Origin of the sequence: Stenotrophomonas sp. CASM101 (assembly GCF_049384845.1) — a bacterium.
Taxonomy (GTDB): Bacteria; Pseudomonadota; Gammaproteobacteria; order Xanthomonadales; family Xanthomonadaceae; genus Stenotrophomonas; species Stenotrophomonas hibiscicola.
Genome location: NZ_JBMRFR010000007.1, coordinates 1 through 19914 on the forward strand (window position 1 = coordinate 1; position 19914 = coordinate 19914).

At 68.4% G+C, this 19914-nt stretch carries 18 protein-coding genes; 6 read left to right on the forward strand and 12 right to left on the reverse strand.

Going from position 1 to position 19914, the window contains the following annotated elements; genetic code table 11:
- Positions 1 to 67: 67 nt before the first annotated feature.
- The 9 genes from VG543_RS11795 to VG543_RS11835 all read right to left on the reverse strand — a co-directional run bounded on the left by VG543_RS11795 (position 68) and on the right by VG543_RS11835 (position 9653).
- Positions 68 to 814 (reverse strand): hypothetical protein, encoded by a 747-nt coding sequence (locus VG543_RS11795; RefSeq protein ID WP_058978746.1) that lies wholly within the window; start codon positions 812 to 814, stop codon positions 68 to 70.
- Positions 815 to 849: 35 nt separating this feature from the next.
- Entirely contained in the window at positions 850 to 1527 is a 678-nt protein-coding gene (locus tag VG543_RS11800) for a DUF4124 domain-containing protein (protein WP_423178639.1), read from the reverse strand.
- A 43-nt stretch (positions 1528 to 1570) separates the two neighbouring features.
- Entirely contained in the window at positions 1571 to 2161 is a 591-nt protein-coding gene (locus tag VG543_RS11805) for a Sua5/YciO/YrdC/YwlC family protein (RefSeq protein WP_019660786.1), read from the reverse strand.
- Positions 2162 to 2258: 97 nt separating this feature from the next.
- Positions 2259 to 4742: a DNA topoisomerase I gene (locus tag VG543_RS11810; RefSeq protein WP_021203233.1), complete on the reverse strand. Its 2484-nt coding sequence runs from the start codon at positions 4740 to 4742 to the stop codon at positions 2259 to 2261.
- A gap of 192 nt (positions 4743 to 4934) precedes the next feature.
- Positions 4935 to 5867, reverse strand: coding sequence for an RDD family protein (locus VG543_RS11815; RefSeq protein ID WP_021203234.1), 933 nt, complete (start codon positions 5865 to 5867; stop codon positions 4935 to 4937).
- Positions 5868 to 5916: 49 nt separating this feature from the next.
- A complete protein-coding gene (locus VG543_RS11820) occupies positions 5917 to 6669 on the reverse strand; it encodes a pilin (protein ID WP_021203235.1) in 753 nt (250 codons plus the stop codon).
- A gap of 39 nt (positions 6670 to 6708) precedes the next feature.
- Positions 6709 to 7182 (reverse strand): DUF494 family protein, encoded by a 474-nt coding sequence (locus VG543_RS11825; protein ID WP_005411195.1) that lies wholly within the window; start codon positions 7180 to 7182, stop codon positions 6709 to 6711.
- 43 nt (positions 7183 to 7225) lie between these two features.
- Positions 7226 to 8353: a DNA-processing protein DprA gene (dprA, locus tag VG543_RS11830; RefSeq protein ID WP_260808428.1), complete on the reverse strand. Its 1128-nt coding sequence runs from the start codon at positions 8351 to 8353 to the stop codon at positions 7226 to 7228.
- 166 nt (positions 8354 to 8519) lie between these two features.
- Positions 8520 to 9653, reverse strand: a complete 1134-nt coding sequence (locus VG543_RS11835; RefSeq protein ID WP_019660781.1) for a LysM peptidoglycan-binding domain-containing protein — start codon at positions 9651 to 9653, stop codon at positions 8520 to 8522.
- A gap of 126 nt (positions 9654 to 9779) precedes the next feature.
- Here VG543_RS11835 and def point away from each other — a divergent pair, with 126 nt between their 5' ends.
- The 5 genes from def to VG543_RS11860 all read left to right on the forward strand — a co-directional run bounded on the left by def (position 9780) and on the right by VG543_RS11860 (position 15813).
- Complete coding sequence (gene def, locus VG543_RS11840) at positions 9780 to 10292, forward strand: peptide deformylase (protein ID WP_423178638.1); 513 nt, start codon at positions 9780 to 9782, stop codon at positions 10290 to 10292.
- A gap of 120 nt (positions 10293 to 10412) precedes the next feature.
- Positions 10413 to 11336, forward strand: a complete 924-nt coding sequence (fmt, locus tag VG543_RS11845) for a methionyl-tRNA formyltransferase (protein WP_021203238.1) — start codon at positions 10413 to 10415, stop codon at positions 11334 to 11336.
- A gap of 3 nt (positions 11337 to 11339) precedes the next feature.
- Positions 11340 to 12671 carry a 16S rRNA (cytosine(967)-C(5))-methyltransferase RsmB gene (gene rsmB, locus VG543_RS11850; RefSeq protein ID WP_021203239.1) on the forward strand — a complete coding sequence of 444 codons (1332 nt, stop codon included), beginning with the start codon at positions 11340 to 11342 and terminating at the stop codon, positions 12669 to 12671.
- A gap of 23 nt (positions 12672 to 12694) precedes the next feature.
- Positions 12695 to 14404 carry a glycosyltransferase family 39 protein gene (locus VG543_RS11855; protein WP_197575092.1) on the forward strand — a complete coding sequence of 570 codons (1710 nt, stop codon included), beginning with the start codon at positions 12695 to 12697 and terminating at the stop codon, positions 14402 to 14404.
- A 152-nt stretch (positions 14405 to 14556) separates the two neighbouring features.
- Complete coding sequence (locus VG543_RS11860; RefSeq protein WP_058978737.1) at positions 14557 to 15813, forward strand: O-antigen ligase family protein; 1257 nt, start codon at positions 14557 to 14559, stop codon at positions 15811 to 15813.
- Positions 15814 to 15843: 30 nt separating this feature from the next.
- Here the strand turns inward: VG543_RS11860 and VG543_RS11865 are convergent, their stop codons facing one another.
- Entirely contained in the window at positions 15844 to 16650 is an 807-nt protein-coding gene (locus tag VG543_RS11865) for a glycosyltransferase family 2 protein (protein ID WP_021203241.1), read from the reverse strand.
- Here VG543_RS11865 and VG543_RS11870 point away from each other — a divergent pair.
- On the forward strand, positions 16649 to 17707 hold the full coding sequence (locus VG543_RS11870; protein ID WP_164143980.1) for a CDP-glycerol glycerophosphotransferase family protein: 1059 nt from the start codon (positions 16649 to 16651) through the stop codon (positions 17705 to 17707). The genes VG543_RS11865 and VG543_RS11870 overlap by 2 nt on opposite strands.
- A gap of 130 nt (positions 17708 to 17837) precedes the next feature.
- Here VG543_RS11870 and VG543_RS11875 read toward each other — a convergent pair whose 3' ends face one another.
- Positions 17838 to 19376 carry a PH domain-containing protein gene (locus VG543_RS11875; RefSeq protein WP_346474526.1) on the reverse strand — a complete coding sequence of 513 codons (1539 nt, stop codon included), beginning with the start codon at positions 19374 to 19376 and terminating at the stop codon, positions 17838 to 17840.
- Positions 19373 to 19873, reverse strand: a complete 501-nt coding sequence (locus VG543_RS11880) for a PH domain-containing protein (RefSeq protein ID WP_021203244.1) — start codon at positions 19871 to 19873, stop codon at positions 19373 to 19375. Before VG543_RS11880 ends, VG543_RS11875 begins: the two co-directional genes overlap by 4 nt.
- Positions 19874 to 19914: the final 41 nt, after the last annotated feature.

Sequence of the window (19914 nt, forward strand, 5' to 3'; positions counted from 1 at the left end):
GCCGGCAACCACAGGATATTCAGTTGATTGCAGTTGCCGGCCAGCGGCCGGCACTACCGGATGGCGGTCACCCCGGCACCGGGCAGTTGCTGGCCTCCAGCACACCCTGCAACCGCTCGCGGTCCTTGCGCGCGCTGTCGCGGTTCTCGGGCGCGGCGAAGCGCTCCCGGCCGCGGGCATCGCGGAAGCGCTGCTGCCAGGCACCGCAGCGCTGCGCTTCGGGAAGCGCTTCGCACTGATCGCGCACCACTTCACAGCTGGCGGCATTCACCGGCGTCACTCCGCCAAGGCCCTGTACTGTCATCAGCTCGCAGCGACCTGGCGCAGCCTCGTACTCGTACAGGTAGCCGCCGCCCTGGCTGTCGGTGCACTGGAAGATAGGAGGAAGCGGCGGCTTCGGTGAACCGTCACTTCCAGCAGCACGGGCCTCGGCATCGCGACGCAGCGTCGCGCTGTCAAGGATCTGGTCGTCTCCTTCGTGTTCGACCATGCCTGCTTCCATGATCGTGCGTCCTTCGTCCGCGCGTCGTGCCTTCGCTGGGGCCGCAGGCGCAACACCCGGGTTGGCCGGCAGCGGCGCGGGTGTTTCCACCGGGGTGGGGGCAGGTTCAGCGACCACAGGGGCAGCGGCGGCCGGCTGCGCGTTGCCCTTGCCGGGTATGCGCAGCACCTGCTGCTTGCTGCCAGTGGGACACGGCGTGCGCTGCAGGGTAGGGATGTCACTGCTGCTGGAGGTACAGCGGTAGATCACGCCCTCTTCGGCCAATGCGCTTCCAGGCAGCAGCACCAGGAGCAGCCAGATCACTCGGTTCATGCGTACAGCGTACAGGCTGCGGCGGCTTGCTGCGGTCAGCGTTCGCAATCGCGCGACAGGCGCGCATCGATGCCGCGCTGTTCGTTGCTGATGGCGGTGCGTTCACTCTGCAGCGCACTGTTGTACCGGCGATCCAGTTCCCAGCGGCGATCACGCAGTCGCGCACAGACTTCCTGCGGCGGCAACGCATGGCAGCTGTCGCGGACCAGCACGCTGCCGGCCGGAACCTGCACGCCCATGCCGATCGAGGGGGGACGATAACCCGCGCCTTCGCCGATCGGCGTGCCGGTGGCCGGGCGCGGTCCGGGGTAGGCCGGGCCGTGATGGGCGTGTGGCAGCCAGACACTGGTCCACAACGGCACCCAGCGCGAATTGCCTTCGTTGTTGTCGCTGGTATAGCGTCGGCCATCATCGCTCACGCATTCGTACATCGGCTGCGGCGGCTGGATGTAGACGTGGCGGACTTCGCGCTCGCGGATGACCGGGGTTTCGCCGGGCGGCGCAGGCGGGGCATCACTGCGCACCACCCGTGGAGCGGGATCGCGCGGGCGCTGCAGGTCGCGAACCTGCTGGCGGCCGCTGTTGCAGGGCGTGTCCTGCAGGGCCACGGCCCCGTTGCTGGAAACGCAGCGGTACACCCGCACGTCTTCGGCTGCGGACGCCGTCCACGGCAGCAGCAGGCACAGGCTGAAGGTGGCGCGCAGCAGGCTCATGGCGGCAGCGTGCGTGATTGTCCGCGGCAGTGCAATCGGTGGCTCAGGAGCGCAGCACGTTGCCGCTGAGCGCGTCGCGTATGGGGGTGGGTTGGGCCAGGCCACCGGTCTGTCCGTCAAGGATGCCGTCGAGCAGGCGCAGCAGGCGCGGATCCAGCTCTTCGCGGCTGCGCGCCGGTGGTTCGCCGGCCAGATTGGCGCTGGTGGAGACCAGCGGGCCGCCCCAGGCGCGGCAGAGTTCGGCCACCAGCGGGTGCGCGCTGATGCGCACCGCAATGCCGCTGTGTTCGCCGGTGACCCAGGGCTGCGCGCGCGGGCCAGCGGGCAGGATCCAGGTGTTGGCGCCGGGCCAGCTGGCCAGTACCGCGCGCTGGCGGGCGTCGGGCAGCGCCTGCAGGCGCACCCAGCCTTCCAGCTGCGCCAGCTCGGCCGCGACCAGGATCATGCCTTTCTCGATCGGTCGCTGCTTCAGCCGCAGCACCATGTGCACTGCCGCTTCCTGCGAGGGATCACAGCCCAGGCCCCAGACCGCTTCGGTCGGGTAGGCGATCACGCCGCCGGCGCGGAGCGTGGCGACAGCAGAGTCCAGGGTGAGTTCTTTCATGGCGGCGACCGGCCCGGCGTGGGCCTCCATTATCCCCCTGCTGCGTGCAGAAGGGGTGGTCGGCGCGGACGGTAGGTGCGGACCGTTGGTCCGCACACCTTGCCCCTCATCCACGCATGGCGTGGATCTACTTCTTCGCAGCGGCCTTCTTGACGGCTTTCTTCGCCGGGGCCTTCTTTGCGGCGGCCTTCTTCACCGCCTTCTTTGCCGGCGCCTTCTTGGCAGCAGCCTTCTTCGGCGCCGCTTCCTTCTTCACTGCCGCCTTCTTGGCCGGTGCCTTTTTCGCTGCCGCCTTCTTGGCGCCGAAGCCCTTGCGCACCGGCTTGCCGGTTTCTTCCATCAGCTGCTGCACTTCGGCCAGGGTCAGCGATGCCGGCTCGCGGTCCTTGGGGATCTTGCCGTTCATCTTGCCGTCGCTGATATACGGGCCGAAGCGGCCGTTCAGCACCTGGATGTCGCTGCCCTCGAATTCCTTGATGATCCGGTTGCGCGCGATCTCTTCCTTCTCTTCGATCAGGAACACGGCACGGGCCAGGTCGATGGTGTACGGGTCGTCTTCCTTCTTCAGCGAGGCGTAGGTGCTGCCACGCTTGGCGAACGGCCCGAAGCGGCCAATCCCGACGCTGACCGGCTCGCCCTTGTCCTCACCCAGCGCGCGCGGCATCAGGAACAGCTCCAGCGCGTCTTCCAGGGAGATGGTGTGCATCGACTGGCCAGGGCGCAGCGAGGCGAACTTCGGCTTCTCCTCGGCGTCCTCGGCGGTGCTGCCGATGGCGGCATACGGCCCGAAGCGGCCCAGACGCACGCTGACAGGCTTGCCTGTCTTCGGATCGGTGCCAAGCTCGCGCGCGCCACTGGCCTCGGCGCGGTCGACCGATTCCTTCTTGTCTTCCACCAGTTCCTTGAACGGCTCCCAGAAGCGAGCCATCAGCGGAATCCACTCTTCTTCGCCACGCGAAACGGCATCAAGCTCGTCTTCGAGCTTGGCCGTGAAGTCGTAGTCCACGTACTGGGTGAAGTGGCTGGACAGGAACTTGGACACCGCGCGGCCGACGTCGGACGGGCGGAAGCTGCGGCCTTCCATTTCCACGTACTTGCGGAACAGCAGGGTCTGGATGATCGAGGCGTAGGTCGAGGGACGACCGATGCCGTACTCTTCCAGCGCCTTCACCAGCGCCGCTTCGGTGTAGCGCGGCGGCGGCTGGGTGAAATGCTGTTCGGCCTGGATGCGTTCCAGCGGCACGCGGTCGCCCGGCTTCATCGCCGGCAGCTTGCGGCCTTCGTCCTCGTCCTCGGCGCTCTTGCTGTCCTTGCCTTCCTCGTACACGGCCAGGAAGCCGGGCACCACCACCGTGGTGCCGCTGGCACGGAACACGTGCTCGCTGCCGGCCGACAGGTCGACGCTGACGGTATTGAGCGTGGCCGGGATCATCTGGCAGGCGACGGCGCGCTTCCAGATCAGTTCGTACAGGCGGCGCTCGTCGTCGGTGAGGAAGCGTGCGACCTGGGCCGGGGTGCGCAGGGCCGAGGTCGGGCGCACCGCTTCGTGCGCTTCCTGGGCGTTCTTCGACTTGGTCTGGTAGGTGTTGGGCTGGTCCGGCAGCGAGGCGATGCCGTAGTCGCGGGCGATCACGTCGCGGATTTCCGCCAGCGCGTCCTGCGACAGGTTCACCGAGTCGGTACGCATGTACGAAATCAGGCCGACGGTGCCTTCGTCGCCGATGGCCACGCCCTCATACAGCTTCTGCGCAACCTGCATGGTCTTGCGGGTGGTGAAGCCGAGCTTGCGCGAGGCTTCCTGCTGCAGGGTCGAGGTGGTGAACGGTGGCGCGGGACGGCGCTTGCGCTCCTTGCTGGCCACGTCGGTGACATGCAACGAGCCCTGCGCGGCCTGCTGGATACGCAGGCGGGCGGCTTCGGCGGTGTCACCGTCGGTGATGGTGAACTGCTCGAACTTCTGCCCGTCCAGCTTGACCAGCTTGGCGTTGAAGTGCTGCGACGGGTGCGCGCATTCGGCCGCGATCGACCAGTATTCGCGGGCGACGAAGGCTTCGATCTCTTCCTCGCGCTCGACGATCATGCGCAGCGCCGGGCTCTGCACGCGGCCTGCGGACAGGCCGCGCTGGACCTTGCGCCACAGCACCGGCGACAGGTTGAAGCCGACCAGGTAGTCCAGCGCGCGGCGCGCCTGCTGGGCATCGACCAGGTCGCTGGCGATCGCGCGCGGCTGGCTGATCGCTTCCTTGATGGCGCGCGGGGTGATCTCGGTGAACACCACGCGCTGCATCGGCTTGTCCTTGACCAGCCCGCGTTCCTTCAGGATCTCGGCGATGTGCCAGCTGATCGCTTCACCTTCGCGATCCGGGTCGGTTGCCAGCAGGATGTCGTCGGCACCCTTGGCGGCCTTGGCGATCGCATCGACATGCTTTTCGTTCTTGTCGATCACGTCGTAGTGCATGGCGAACCCGTTGTCCGGGTCGACCGCGCCTTCCTTCGGGATCAGGTCACGCACATGCCCATACGAGGCCAGGACGGTGTAGTCCTTGCCGAGGTATTTGTTGATCGTCTTGGCCTTGGCTGGCGATTCGACGATGAGCAGGTGCTTGGGCATGTCGGGAGAGGTCTGTGGGCGGACCGGGAGAAGGGGCCGCTAGGGTGGAGCAAACGGCCGCATTAGTGAAGCGGCCACGGGCAAATCCATAAACTGAACGCCCGGTAATGTGCCGGGCGTTCAGGTTTCACCTTATTAGAGGAATCACGCCCGGCCGGCCCGTGTCAAGCAGCCAGGCGTGAGGATGGCCGTTCACGAGGCCATCTTGGCGATGAAGCCTACCGCGAACACCAGCAGGGCCAGGCCGACCAGAGACAGCAGGCCGGTCAGCACGAGCACCAGTACGGTTACCGTGCCCAGCTCCCGGCGCTGCAGCTGCGGCTGGTCGGTGTAGGCCCAGCGGTCGACCACGAGGGTGTCGCAGACCATGTCGTGCAGGCCCTGCTTGCGTTCGGTGAAGGCGGCCATCAGGAAACCGATGCCGAGCGTGAAGCTGCTCAGCAGCATGGCCCAGTAGCGACCAAATGCGCGGGCCTTGGTCAGGCGTTCGCCGTTGCCGCGCACCACCTTGATACCGACTGCCATCTTGCCCAGCGTGGCGCCGCCCTGCGAGGCATGGAACCAGGTGTAGTAGGCCATGCCGATGCCGAGGTTGATCAGGGCACTGGCCAGCTGGGCAACGATCTCGATGGCCGATTCGCCGCTGCCCACCGCGCCCATGCTGGCGCCGAGTATCGCACCAAGAATGGCACCGATGATGCTGCCGGGGACGACCAGCACGAAGTAATCGATCATGTAGGCCGCCACACGCTTCCAGAAGCCTGCGTAGACCACTTCACCGCCAACCACCGGCTGCGCGTGGCCACCGCTGCTGGTGGCCGCTGGAGCGCTGTAAGGCGAGCTGCTGAGCGCGCCGGTGCCGGGCAGCGGTGCGGTGCCGCTGTCGATGGCGGCGTAGTCGCTGCGCAGGTCGAACCCGCCGCTGCTGCTGGCAGCGCTGGCATCGGCCAGCGTCTGCAGGCCGAGCTCGTCGACCATCTGCCGCAGCGCAGCCCACTGGGCCATGCCCTCCCGCCAGACCAGGGTGTCCAGGTTGAGCTGGCCGCGCTGGAAGCGCTGGCGGATCTCCTGGACCGGCAGCGGGCCCTGGCGTTGCTGTCCTTCGGCGTAGTACCACTCAGTCATTGCATGTTCCCTGTTGAATCATCCTTGGAGGTGCTGGCGTGCGCGCGGTTCAGCCGCGGCACGACGGCGGCAGGTACTTGTCGTTGCTCTCGCCGCTGCATTCCCAGCGGCCGCTGTCGCGATCGTATTCCAGCCACAGCAGATCGCCATCGAGGCTCTTGCCGGGCAGCGCCAGGGTGGCTTCGATGCCGCAGTGGCCGTTGTTGAAGCGACCGATGTTCACCGCTGACAGCCCTGCATGGGCGAAATCACCCGGGGCCGGGAAGCCGGCGTCGTTGCCACCCGGGCAGCGGCCTTCGTCATCGGCGAAATGCTGCACCTGGTCCTTCAGCGGCTGCAGTGCGGTCACTGCGCCGGCGACCTTGGCGCGAAGGGTGTAGTCGTTGTAGGCGGGCAGCGCGATGGCGGCCAGGATGGCCACGATCGGTACCAGCACCAGCAGCAGGCCGCCGCCGATGATGGCGGTCAGGGCGCAGCCGGACAGCTTCTTCTTCGGCGTCGGCAGGGCGCTGGCCGCTGCGCTGGTGGCGTAGGGCGTGGACGGTGGCAGCACCGGTGGCTGCGGCGGAGGCGGTGCTGCCGGCTCCGGTTCGGGTTCCACGGGCGGTGCAGCGGCGTCCAGCGCCGGCACGATCAGGCCGAGCTCGTCGACCACGGTGCGCAACGGCTGCCATTGCGGCAGGCCGTCGCGCCAGACCAGGGTGTCCAGGGAGATCTGGTTGTTGCGGAACAACTCGACCAACTGTTCCGCCGGCAGCGGGCCTTGCTGCCGGTTGCCTTCTGCATGGAACCACTCGCTCACGGGGACGCTCCTGAATGCGCTATGCCCCCAAGTGTACGGTCAGTGCAGGGGTTCTGGCTCGTCCATGAACATCTGCGTCTCCATCCAGGCATACGCCGCCTCGGAGCCGGGCTGGTTGAACAGCACCATCAGCACGACCCACTTCAGGTCGTCCAGGTCCAGTTCGTCCTGGTCCAGGGCCATTGCCCGGTCCAGCACCAGCTCGCGCTGGTCGGCATCGAGGATGCCGTGCTGTTCCAGGTACAGCAGGAACCCGCGGCATTCCACGTCCAGCTTGTCCAGCTCGGGGCCGTGGTACACGCGCACGGGGCCATCGACCCGAGCCTGGGCCACGCTCGGCCGCTGCGCGGCCAGGGCATCGAGCCAGTCGAACGCCTTGTTGATCTCGGTTGGGCTGAAACCGGCCTGGATCAGGCCGTTCTGGAGCGAATCGCGGTCACGGATCAGGTCCGCATCTTCGCTGAAATAGTGTTCAAACAGGTACAGCAGTACATCCAGGATGCTCTCTTTCATTGCCCCTCGGCCTGCGTCGCGCGACGCTGTGGAGGTGAAGAAACTAGGGAGTTCGACAGTAGCGGCCGTGTACGCACACCACGATTCCCGCCAGTTCCATGGCCAGCAGCATGGAGGACACCTGGGGCGCCGTCAATCCACAGCGTGTGATCAGTGAATCCATACTGCTTGGGTTGTGCTCCAGCGCCCGCCACAAGCACTGGTAGTCAGGGTCGTCGGCCCAGTGCGCCGGCAGGCGTGCGGGCGGTGCCTGTTCAGTGGGGGTGGCCAGCCGTGATTGCAAGCCCGGCAGCTGCTGGCGGAGGGCGGGGGCCAGCAGTTCGAGGACCTCCTCCGGGCGCTCGACCAGTGCGGCACCCTCGCGGATCAGCCTGTGGCAGCCCGCAGCGCGCGGATTGAGCACCGAGCCGGGCAGGGCGCAGACCTCGCGGCCGGCCTCGGCGGCCAGGCGTGCGGTGATCAGGGCACCCGAGCGTTGGGCGGCCTCGACCACCACCGTGGCCAGGGCCAGCCCGGCTACCAGCCGGTTGCGGGCAGGAAAGTGGCCGGGGCGTGCGGGCGTGCCGGGCAGGTACTCGCTGAGCACCACGCCTTCGGCGGCGATGCGCGCCTGCAGCCGGGCGTGGCTGTCCGGATAGGCGCGGTCCGGTCCGGTGCCGATCACCGCCACGGTGCAGCCCCCCGCGTCCAGCGTGGCCTGGTGGGCGGCGGCATCGATGCCCGCCGCCAGGCCGCTGGTCACCGCCAGCCCGGCGTCGACGAAGCAGCCGGCAAACCGGGCTGCCAGCGCGCGTCCGCCCGGCGTTGGCGAGCGGCTGCCGACCAGCGCAACCGATGGGCGCCAGGCCCGGCTGGGGTCGCCGGCGATGAACAGCGCAAGGGGGGGATTGGGGACATCCAGCAGGGGCGGGGGGAAGGTCGGATCGGTGAAGGCCAGCAGGTGCTGGTTGTCGTCTTCCAGCCAGCGCCGTGCCACGGCCAAGGCCCGGGCGTCGGGGCGGTCCAGTGCGGCGCACTGCTCTGGCGTGCAACCGTGCGCGCGCCAGTTCGCGGCACCCTGCGCGATCGCGGTTTCCGCCCTGCCTGCGGCCTGCAGCAGGGCCCGCCGTGGTGCCAGCGCGCCGCCTGCCATCAACAGGCGCAGCAGCGCCTCGTCAGCTTGGTTGGTCATCCCCCCACTATCGAGCGCATGCAACAAAGGCGCCCTAGGGCGCCTTCGCATGTGGCTGTCAGACTTTGCCGGAGACCGCCCCTGTAGAGTCGACTGTCAGTCGACTACCGCGCGCAGCGCGGGCGCTTTCGGGGGGCGGTGAAGAGCAGTCGACTAACAGTCGACTCTACCGCGCATCCGGGTGCAGTGCGTTGTATCCCACGCGCACCGGCTTCACGCCCTGCATCACCAGTGCGTAGCTGACGTTGTCGAAGGTACGGAACACCATGGCGTGTGCGGCGTATTCGTCCGGCAGCGAGACGCGGCCGGCGCCGGTGCTGAGCGAATCATCCATGCGCGAGGAGTTCGGGTACTTCATGCGGTGCGCCACGTGGCGGCCCGGGCGCCACAGCGAGAACACGGTGCCGTTGTCCACGCCCTGCGCGCGGCCTGCGGAGATCGCGATCACGTCGCGCGGCCCACCAGCGGTGAACATGTCGGCAACGGCCAGCACGCGCACGTCGACGCCCTCGACACCGGCGGCCGGGACATGGGGGATGAACTGCAGGTCGTAGGGCCTGGCCTCGACGGGGACCAGGCGGTCGCCCGCACGTACCTCGCGGCCGCCCTCGTTCTTGTCCAGCACCAGGGTGGACGCCTCGACCTTGCCGCCGGCGACATGGGTGATGGTGCCGGTGGCGACCTGGGCCAGCTCATAGCCAAGCACGCCGCGGCGGTGGTTGGGGGCGTTGTAGGCCCGCCACAGGTTGCCGCTGCCCGGGGTGACGTCGCCGTTGGCGGTCAGGTCCTCGGTCGGCTTGGGCTGGGCATAGCGCACGGTCGGGCGGACCACGGCCCAGCGCTGGCCCAGCTGGGCGTCGGCCAGGCGCACGTACACCGCGCTGCCGCTGGTGACGCGCAGGCGCTCTTCTTCCAGGCCGGCCACGTAGGGCAGCTGGTCGATGCTGTCGACCACGCTCAGCTGCTTCAGGAACGGCTCGACCTGGGCCAGCGGAATGGCATCGATCGGGGCTTCCTGGCGCGGGCCGGGCTTGGCAGCGACGGTCACCCGGTCCAGGTAGGCCAGGCTTAGCACGTCACCGGGATAGATCAGGTGCGGATTGGCGATCTGCGGATTGGCCTGCCAGATCTCCGGCCACAGCCACGGCTTCTGCAGGAAACGTGCGGCGATATCCCACAACGTATCCCCTTTTCGGACCACATAGGTGTCCGGGTGCCCGCCATTCACTTCCACGGCGGTAGCATAGGCAGCCACGGTCAGCATCGCCGCGGCGACGACCGTACGAAAACGAAGCAACATAGGTGTGAAGCCCTGATTCCCCAACAGGTTCGCGCACTATAGTCCAGAAACCGGGGCGCAAGGCAAGCGTTGGAGCTAGAATCTGCGACGTATGCCGGCGTGCCGGCCCCCTATCCGGAAACAGCCATGGCCCTTCTCCCCATTCTCGAGTTCCCCGATCCGCGCCTGCGTACCAAGGCTGCGTTGATCGAAGCCGCCGAAGTCACCACGCCGGCCTTCCAGGAACTGATCGACAACATGTTCCAGACCATGTACGACGCCCCGGGCATCGGCCTGGCCGCCACCCAGGTGGACGTGCACAAGCGCTTCATGGTCATCGACGTCAGCGAAGAAAAGAATGAACCGCATGTGTTCATCAACCCGGAGATCGTCGCCAAGGACGGGGGCCGGGTGTACCAGGAAGGCTGCCTGTCGGTTCCGGGCATCTTCGCTGACGTCACCCGTGCCGATACGATCACCGTGAAATACCTGGACCGCAACGGCAAGGAACAGCAGCTGGAGGCTGGCGAAGTGCTGGCCACCTGCATCCAGCACGAGATGGACCACCTGGACGGCAAGCTGTTCATCGATTATCTGTCGCCGCTCAAGCGCGAGATGGTGCGCAAGAAGCTGGCCAAGCAGCGCAAGCACGTGGCGTGATCGCCAATCCGGGCCACCCTTCGGGTGGCCCGTGCCTGCGCGACGCGCGCGGGCTGTACGGCGCCGGCCGACGGCGCCGTTTTCTTTCCTGCACGAATCCATCCTGCAAGTGGGGTAGCCATGAGGATTGTCTTTGCCGGTACGCCGGAATTCGCGGTGTCGTCGCTGCGCGCTGCGGCGCGCCACCACGAGGTCGTGGCCGTCTATACCCAGCCTGACCGCCCGGCCGGCCGTGGCCGTGGCCTGGCGCCGTCGCCGGTCAAGCTCGAAGCCGTGGCCCGTGGCATTCCGGTCTACCAGCCCGAATCTCTGAAGGATGAAGCTGCCCAGCGGCAGCTGCGCGACCTGCAGCCGGACCTGATGGTGGTAGTGGCCTATGGCCTGATCCTGCCCAAGGCGGTGCTGGCCATTCCGACCCATGGCTGCTGGAACGTGCATGCCTCGCTGCTGCCGCGCTGGCGCGGTGCCGCGCCGATCCAGCGTGCGATCCAGGCCGGCGATGCGAAGACCGGCGTCTGCCTCATGCAGATGGAGGCCGGCCTGGACACCGGCCCGGTGCTGCTGCACCAGGAGCTGCCGATCGCGGCCACCGATACCGGCGGCCAGCTGCATGACAAGCTGGCCGAGCTTGGTGCCCAGGTGTTGTCCGATGGCCTGGGCCTGCTGCGCGCGGGCATCAAGCCGATCGCGCGGCCGCAGCCGGAACAGGGCGTGACGTATGCGCACAAGCTGGACAAGGCCGAAGCCAGGCTGGACTGGGCGCAGGACGCCGGCGCGCTGGCGCGTACCGTGCGCGCGTTCAATCCGTGGCCGATCGCCGAGGCAACGCTGGCCGGCGAACGCGTGCGCATCCATGGCGCGGTGGCACTGGAGGCAGACCACGGCCAGGCGCCGGGCACGGTGCTGGCCGCCGGCCGTGATGGCATCGACATCGCCTGTGGCCAGGGCGCACTGCGCCTGCGTGTACTGCAGCGGGAAGGTGGCAAGGCGATTACTGCGGCCGACTACCTCAACGCCCGCCGCGATCTGCGCGTGGGAGCATAAGCGGTGTCGAAGCAGAACGATTTCTCCGTCGCCAAGGCGGCGCCGGGAGCGGCCACGCGCATGCTGGCCGCACGCGTGCTGGCACAGGTGTTCACCCGTGGCCGGTCGCTGAAGGCCGAACTGGCCTGGGCGCTGCCGAAGCTGGCCGACAGCCGCGACCGCGCGCTGCTGGAAGCGCTGTGCTTCGCCGTCCTGCGCCGCCGCAGTACCTATGACGCGGCGCTGCAGTCGTGGATGCAGAAGCCGCTGTCGGCGCGTGATGCCGACCTGCGCACGCTGCTGATGGTCGGGTTCGCCCAACTGGACGTGCTGGCGTTGCCGGCGCACGCGGCGTTGTCGGCCACGGTCGATGCCGCGCGTGCCCTGGGTCGTGAGCGCCAGGCGGGCCTGGTCAATGCGATCCTGCGCCGCGCGCAGCGCGAAGGTTTCCCGGAACAGCCTGCGCGCGATGCCTTCCCGGCGTGGCTGGCCGATGCCGTCGAGCGCGACTGGCCGGCCCAGGCCGAGGCGATCTTTGCCGCCAGCCTGCAGCCGGCGCCGTTGTGGTTGCGCGCCAACCGCCAGCAGGGCGGCCGCGACAAGGCACTGGCGACGCTGGCCGAAGCTGGCATTACCGCGCAAGCCAGTCCGCTCAGCGCCGACGCGTTGCGCCTGGCCTCGCCGGTTGCCGTGAATCAGCTGCCCGGCTTCGCCGAAGGCGCCATCTCGGTGCAGGACCTGTCGGCGCAGTGTGCGGCCGACGCGCTGGCCCCGGCGGCCGGTGCCCGCGTGCTGGACGCCTGTGCGGCCCCCGGTGGCAAGTCGGCGCACCTGCTGGAGCGCGACCCCGGCCTGCGCCTGCTGGCGCTGGATATCGACGCGCGCCGCCTGGCCCGTGCACGTGACACCTACGTTCGCACTGGCGTGGGCGAGCATGCGCAGACCCTGGCTGCCGATGCCAGTGATCCGGGTGCCTGGTGGGATGGCGTGCCGTTCGACGCGATCCTGCTCGATGCCCCGTGCTCGGCCACCGGCGTGATCCGGCGGCAGCCGGATGTGATGTTCCACCGACGTGCCGAGGATATCGATGCGCTGGTCGGTGTGCAGGCCCGCCTGCTGGAGGCCTGCTGGTCGATGCTGCGTCCGGGCGGCGTGCTGCTGTATGCCACCTGCTCGATCCTGCGTGCGGAGAACATCGACCAGGTGCGGGCGTTCCTGAAATGGCACCCGGACGCGGTGGCAGAGCCGCTGGATGACCGATTCGGCCTGGACTGCGAGGGAATCGCGCGCCAGCGACTGCCGGGTGACAGCGATGCTGACGGATTCTTTTACGCGCGTCTGCTAAAAACAGCCTGACCCCCGCTGACGTTCCGAGTCCCATGCTGAATTCCCGCGCGTCGCGCGAGACGTGGTTGTTCGTGGCGATGGCCCTGCTGCTGCTGGGGGCCGGGCTGGGCCTTCGTGATCCGTGGCCATCGGACGAGCCGCGCTTTGCGCTGGTGGCCAAGCAGATGGTCGACAGCGGCCACTGGCTGTTCCCGCACCGCGGTACCGAGTTGTATTCGGACAAGCCGCCGATGCTGATGTGGTGGCAGGCTACGCTGTACGGCCTGGTCGGGCAGTGGCGCGTGGCCTTCCTGCTGCCGTCGCTGCTGGCGGCACTGGGTACGCTGTGGTGCGTGGTCGACCTCGGGCGGCGGCTGTGGACACGGCGGGTGGGGCTTTACGCCGGCTGGGCGCTGCTGTTCGCGCTGCAGTTCACCTTCCAGGCGAAGAAGGCGCAGATCGATCCACTGCTGCTGCTGTTCATCACCCTGGCCAACTACGGCCTGCTGCGCCACCTGTTGCTGGGACCAGGCTGGCGCTGGTGGTGGCTGGGCTGGTTCTTCGCTGGCATCGGCGTGATCACCAAGGGCGTGGGCATGCTGGCGCTGCTGATGATCGTGCCGGCGGTGACCGCTGCGGTACTGCAATGGCCACGGGTGGCACTGCACGCGCGCGATGCCCGCTTCTGGCTGGCGCCGCTGGCCTTCCTGCTGGCGGTGTCGTTGTGGCTGGCGCCGATGCTGCTGGCCGGTTTTGCCACCGGTTCGGACGAATACCGCGCGTACATGGACGACATCCTGTTCCAGCAGACGGCGCGTCGCTATACGCACTCGTGGGACCACCACCAGCCCTGGTGGTACTTCCTGGCGATCATGCCGTCGATGTGGATTCCCGCGTTCCTGCTGCTGCCGTGGGCGCTTCCGGCTTGGTTGCGGCGGCTGCGCCGGCGCGATCCGCGCTATCTGCTGCCGCTGTCCTGGTGGTTGATGGTGGTGCTGTTCTTCTCGATCCCCGACGGCAAGCGCGATGTCTACATCCTGCCGGCGCTGCCGATGTTCTGCCTGGCGCTGGCGCCGTTGCTGCCGGGGCTGCTGAAGCGGCGCGATGTGCAGGCCGTGGTGGGAGTGTTCACCGGCCTGCTGTCACTGGGCCTGGTCCTGGCTGGCGCGATGGCGGTGCTGGGCGACCCGGCCTTCGAGCTGCGCCTGACCCACAGCCGCGGACTGGCGCCCGGCGCCGTCGACGCGCTGGCCTGGACGATCCTGGCGATGGGCGTGTGGGGCGCATTGAGCCTGCTGGCCTGCGGTCGTCGCCGGCATCTGGCGCTGGTGTCGACCCTGGCGATGGTCTGGGTGCTGTACAGCCTGGTCGGCTACCCGCTGCTGAACGATTCCAGTTCCGCCCGCGGCCTGATGCGCACGGTTGGTACACGGCTGGGCCCGGATGCCGAGCTTGGGCTGGTGGCCTGGAAGGAGCAGCATCTGCTGCTGGCCGACCGCCCCGCAGCGACCTTCGGTTTCGAGTCGGACTGGGACGAGCAGCTGATTGCGGCCACGCGCTGGCAGCGGCTTGCGCCCGAACGCCGTTGGTTGCTGGTCCACGAGTACGCAATGCTGTCGTGCGTCGACCGCAGCCGCTCTGAACTGGCCGGCGTAGCCAACCGGCGGCGCTGGTGGCTGGTGCCGGCGGCGGCGGTGAAGGTGCCCTGCGTGGTCACCGCAGCGGAGCGGGAACGTGAACGGCGTCTGCAGGAACATGACTAGTCTCCCCCTTCCTGCTTGTCCAGTCTGTCCAAGCGGGGCCAAAGGCAGTAAAACAGCAGGCCGGGATGGCCTGCACCGCCCCTTCCCGTTCTTTCCAGCCGATTGCAGCGATACTTCCCGACGTGCCAGCTTCACCGGACAACCTGAACCTCATGGCCGGCGATCCGCTGGGCGTTCCCGCCGGCGGACGTCAGCGGGTGGCGCATGGGCTGGCCCAACTGGGCCTGTTCTGCCTGCCGGCACTGGTGCTGACCTTGCCCATCAACCTGTTGCCGTATGGCCTGCTGCTACTGCTGAGCACGCTGCTGGCGCCGGAGCTGCTGTGGCGCGCGCGCGGGATGGCCGGCCAGCCGGTGAAATTGCTGGCCTGGCTGATGCTGGCGGTGCTGGCGCTCGGCCTAATGTCGGTAGTGTTGTTCGAGCAGGGCCTGCGTGACGTCGACAACCGGTCGCGGTTCGTGGTGATCCCGTGGATCGCGCTGTGGGTCTGCGCGCTGCGTCCCGACGTGCGGTGGCTCTGGTACGGATCATTGACCGGCCTGCTCGCCGCCTTCGCGATGTCACTGTGGCAGGTGCTGGGTGGCGCCCCGCGCGCACAGTTGTTCACCAACGCCATCGTGCTGGCCGACATCGTGATGGTTTTGATGGTGCTGCTGGTGTTCTGTCGCCCGTCGCGGCGCTGGTCGCTGGTGATCCTCGGCATGGCGGCCGGCTGCGGCACCATCGTGCTGACCGGCAGCCGCGGTGTGTTCGCCGCCTTGCTGGCGCTGCTGGTGGTGCTGACGTTGAGCCTGCGCTGGCGCACCGGCGCGGCGCGCCTGTCGGTGCTGGCAGGCATGCTGGCGATCGGTGCGACCCTGCTGCTGTCGGTACCGGAACTGCGCCACCAGGTCCGCCTGAGCGAGCTGCACAGTGACGTGCAGCGGATGGAGTTGGGCGACAGTGATTCTTCCGCCGGTGCCCGCGTGGAACGCCTGCAGGTGGCCTGGGAGACCTTCCTCGACCACCCGCTGGTGGGTGTTGGCATCGGTCATTTCGACAGCGCGATGCTGCGCGTGCCGGTCTGCCGTGAGAACCCGGAAGAGTTGCGTTGCCACCTGGGGCATGCGCACAACGATGTTGCCGAATGGGCAGCGACCCAGGGCGTACCGGGCCTGCTGCTGTTGCTGGCGGTGTATGGCATCCCGCTCTGGTTGTTCGTGCGCCTGCATCGCCGCAGCGGACGGTCGACCTTCCGGGGGCCGGCCGCAGCCGGCATCATGCTGGTGATCACCTACGCACTGTGCGGCTTGACCCAGTCGATGTTCGCGCACCAGATGACAGCCAGTTTCTACGTGACCCTGGTCGGCCTGCTGACCGGCCTGTCGATCGTCGAGGGCGCGCGCCACCGGGCAATCACCGGGGCGTGATTCAGCGGCGCCCCGGACAGGGCCGGGCGATCAGGGGTTCGGCGGGTCAGCCACGGCCTGGCCGTTGCCCAGCATCCACAGCATGATGGTTTTCTGCCGCACGTAGTTGGCGCGTACGTAGGCATAGACCAGTCCATGCCAGCCGTCGCGGAAGCCGCCACGGAACAGGAAGCCGCGCCAGAACCGCCAGGCCGGCGCCAGCACCAGCTTGCCCAGCGTGGCCCGCTTGCCGCGTGCGAACTCGTGCTCGGCCATCATCCGCGCGTATTTCTCGGTCTTGGCCAGCTGTTGCTGCAAGGAGCGGTAGGGATAGTGGACCAGGTCGCCGCGCAGGGTACCGACGCTGCCGTCGACGCTGGCAGCCTCGTGGATCTCGCGCTTGCCGCGCCAGCCGCCCTGGCGGCGGTCGAACAGGCGCAACACTCGGTCCGGGTAGGCGTTGCCATGGCGCAGGAACCTGCCGAAATACTCCGACAGGCGGGCGAAACGGTAGCCGGCATGGCCGCTGAAGCCACTGTCGCGGGCCTGTTCGATGGCCGCGCGCAGTTCCGGACTGATCCGTTCGTCGGCATCCAGGCACAGTACCCAGTCGTGGCGGGCCTGCTCGACGCAGAATGCCTTCTGGCTGCGGAAACCGTCGAACCGGCGCTGCAGAACACGGGCGCCGGCAGCTTCGGCGATGGCGACGGTGGCATCGGTGGAGTACGAGTCCACCACCACGATCTCATCGCAGAACGCCAGCGAGGCCAGGCAGTCGCCGATGCGCCCGGCCTCGTTGAACGCGATAATGCACGCCGAAATGCGAGGCCGTTCGATGGGAGCGGTCGTGGAGGACATGATGGCCGGGTACCTGTTGTTTGCGACGGAGCGCTATGCGCTGCCTATTCTCGCCCCGTTGGCGCAGGCCTTGCACGCATCCGGGCAGGAGGTAGCGGCCTGGTTCGAGGACGGCGCGGCCGGCAGCAGCCTGCCGGGGGTGCCCAACGTGGGCCTGAAGCAGGCCCTGGCCCTGCGTCCGCGGGCGGTGTTCAGCGCGGCCAACTGGGTGCCGACGTTCCTTTCGGGCGCCAAGGTGCAGCTGTTCCATGGCTTCAACGTGGAGAAGCGGGACAGCGCGCGCGGCCACTTCCGGGTGCGCGGCATGTTCGACCTGTACTGCACGCAGGGGCCGGCCACCACCGCGCCGTTTCGTGAGATCGCGGCCCTGCAGGGCCACTTCGCGGTGGCCGAGACGGGTTGGCCGAAGCTGGATCCGCTGTTCCGCGACGATGGTGGCGAGAGCGCCGCGCTGCGCGCCGCCGCTGGAGGACGCCCGGTGATCCTGTTCGGTTCGACCTTCACCGAGCGCCTGAGCGCAGCGCCGCACCTGCACCCGCAGATCGCCGCCGATATCGCCGCCGGTGACCATTACTGGCTTCTCACCCTGCACCCGAAGTGCCCGCAGGACCTGTTCGAACGCTACCGCGCGCTGGCCGGCGCCAATGCCCGCTTCATCGAGCCGGAGCAGGTGATGGCCGCGCAGCGCGCCGCCGATGTGCTGGTGTCGGATACCTCGTCGATCGTTTCGGAGTTCATCGTGCAGCACAAGCCGGTGGTGACCTTCCGCAACCGCGTGCCCAAGCCACACATGATCGACTTCAATGATCCTGCGCAGCTGCAGGCGATGCTGACGCGTGCGCTGCACCCGGACGCGGCGCTGCAGGCGGAGATCGTGCGCTATGCCGATGCCATCCATCCGTACCGCGACGGCCTGTCCAGCGAGCGGGTAATCGCGGCCACCGAGGATTTCCTGTCCGGTGAAATGGGTGCGCTGCGGCGCAAGCCGTTCGGCAGCTGGATGCGTGATCTGCAGATCCGCAGGGACCTGGGCTACTGGGGCCCGTCGCAGCGGTAAGCCGAGCATTGGCTCGGCTCTAGAGTAGATCCATGCCGTGCGTGGATGCGCGCCCCCGCTCGCGGTAGTGCCGGCCGCTGGCCGGCAAGCTCGGGGATGTCTGCGGTTGCCGGCCAGCGGCCGGCACTACCTACCAGCGCAGCTTGCGCCGCGCCAGCGCCGCAGCCAGCTGATCCATCACCTGCTGCGCCTGTGCCTGCGGCAGATGGTGCAGGGTCAATGCCACATCGCCATGCGCGCCGGCAGTATCCAGCTGCAGGCTGCTGGTGCCCAACAGCTTGTCCAGCGGCGAGCGCAGCAGGCGCAGGCCCTGCACCTTGTCCAGTTCGGCCCAGCGCCACCAGCGCTTCCACCAACCGCCACGCACTGCCACGTAGTGCTCGTCCAGGTGCCAGGCCATGCGTGCCATCTGCCGATGAGCGACCAGCAGCGCCACCGGCAGCCACGCCAGCACCAGCAGGCCCCATGGCCCCCAGCGCCAGTACGCGGCTGCGGCCAGCAGGGGTACCAGCAGCAGCGTTCCCAGGCACAGCCGCCACCAGCCACGCTGCGGCATGGAGTGCCATTGCGTCGGCGGCCACTGCAGCTGAGGCAACAGGTGCTGCACCAGCTGCTCGCAGCGCGTCGCCTGGGCCAGTGGTGCCAGCTCGCGCAGGGCGCGGTCCTCATCGCGCGCAGGGCCACCGGCAGCGCTGTCGATGCGCAGCTGGCGCAGGCCGAACCAGCGATGCAGGGTGGTTTCGCGCAGCGTCCAGGCCTGGATGCGGCGACGCGCGACACTGCTGCGGGTGCGGCTGAGCAGACCGGCCGAGACGGTCAGGCGGCGATCCTGCTCGCTGAGGGTAAAGCCGTGATAGCGCAGCAGGGTCAGTACCACCGACAGCACGCGCAGCGCCAGCCAGCCCAGCAGCAGTGCGGCGGCCAGCAGCAGGAAAGCGCCTGCCACGCCGGGGTGCAGGTGGCTGGCGTAACCGAAAGCCTCGCGGCCACCACGTTGGATGGCTTCGTCCATCACCGGCCGCGGCACGGTCTGGAACAGCACGCCGAAGGCGGCAACCGCCAGTGCCCAGCCCCGATTGGAGAGCAGGCCCATGCGCATCACGTCCCAGCTGGACAGGCGCAGCAGGACGTGTTCGGAGTCGGCCACGGTGACCGCAGGCGCGGGGACAGCGTCGGTGGCCTGTGGTGCCTGCCCGCGCTGGCGCACGAGACGTTCCAGCGCCAGCGCCTGGTCCAGCTTCAGCACTCGCATTTCCGCTTCGGGGCGCACGCCGCCGGCCGACTCCAGGCGCAGCTCGGCCACGCCGAACAGCCGGTGCAGCGGATTCTGCCGCACTTCCACGTTGTGGATGCGGGCGAACGGAATCTCGCGCCGGTTGCGCGCAAGCAGACCGCTGCGCACGGTGATCGCATCGCTGCCGATGCGGTAACGGTAGCTGAGGTACTGCAGCACCGAGACCAGGACCAGCGCGGCGATCGCCGACAGTGGGATCAACTGCGCCCACATCGGATCGTGGTCGCCGCGCTGACCGAATACCAGCAGTGCGACCAGCGGCAGGAAGTAGTGGCGCAGCTGCATCAGCAGCACGAACAGCCATGACCACGGGTGCAGGCGGTGGTCCTCGCCACCGGCGCGCAGTGCTGCAGGCAGAGGCGGTGGCAGGCTCACAGGGCGTCAGCGTCCTGGTCGAGCTGGTGCGAAAGGGTGTCGCGCAGACGCTCGGCGTCGGTTTCATCCAGGCCGCTCACGGTCACCGCGCTCATGCGGGTGCCGGCGGTATGCACGATCAGCGTGGCAAGTCCTGCACGGCGTTCCAGCGGGCCCCTGCGCAGGTCCAGGTGTTGTACGCGCGAAATGGGAATACGGGTTTCCAGCTGCCACATCAGGTCTCGCCGCAGGCCCAGGCCCTGTGCGTCCAGCCGCCAACGGGTGCGGACCAGGCGGCGGTGGCTGAGCCATGCGCCACATGCAGCCCCTGCCAGCAGCCCGAGGGCGGCGACCCACGCGCCGCCGGGTAGATCGAAGAACCACCATGCAGCCGCCAGCGGCAGGCCTGGCACAAACAGGCCGCCGAAAGCGCCTTCCAATGCCGCCAGCCGCGCGGCGCGGCGCGGGAGCGACTGCCACGCGTCGGCGGGCGGAGCGGTCAGGGAGATGTCGGTCACGCGGGCTCCGTCAGGTGGCAGGGCGAGCGGTGGCGGCGGTA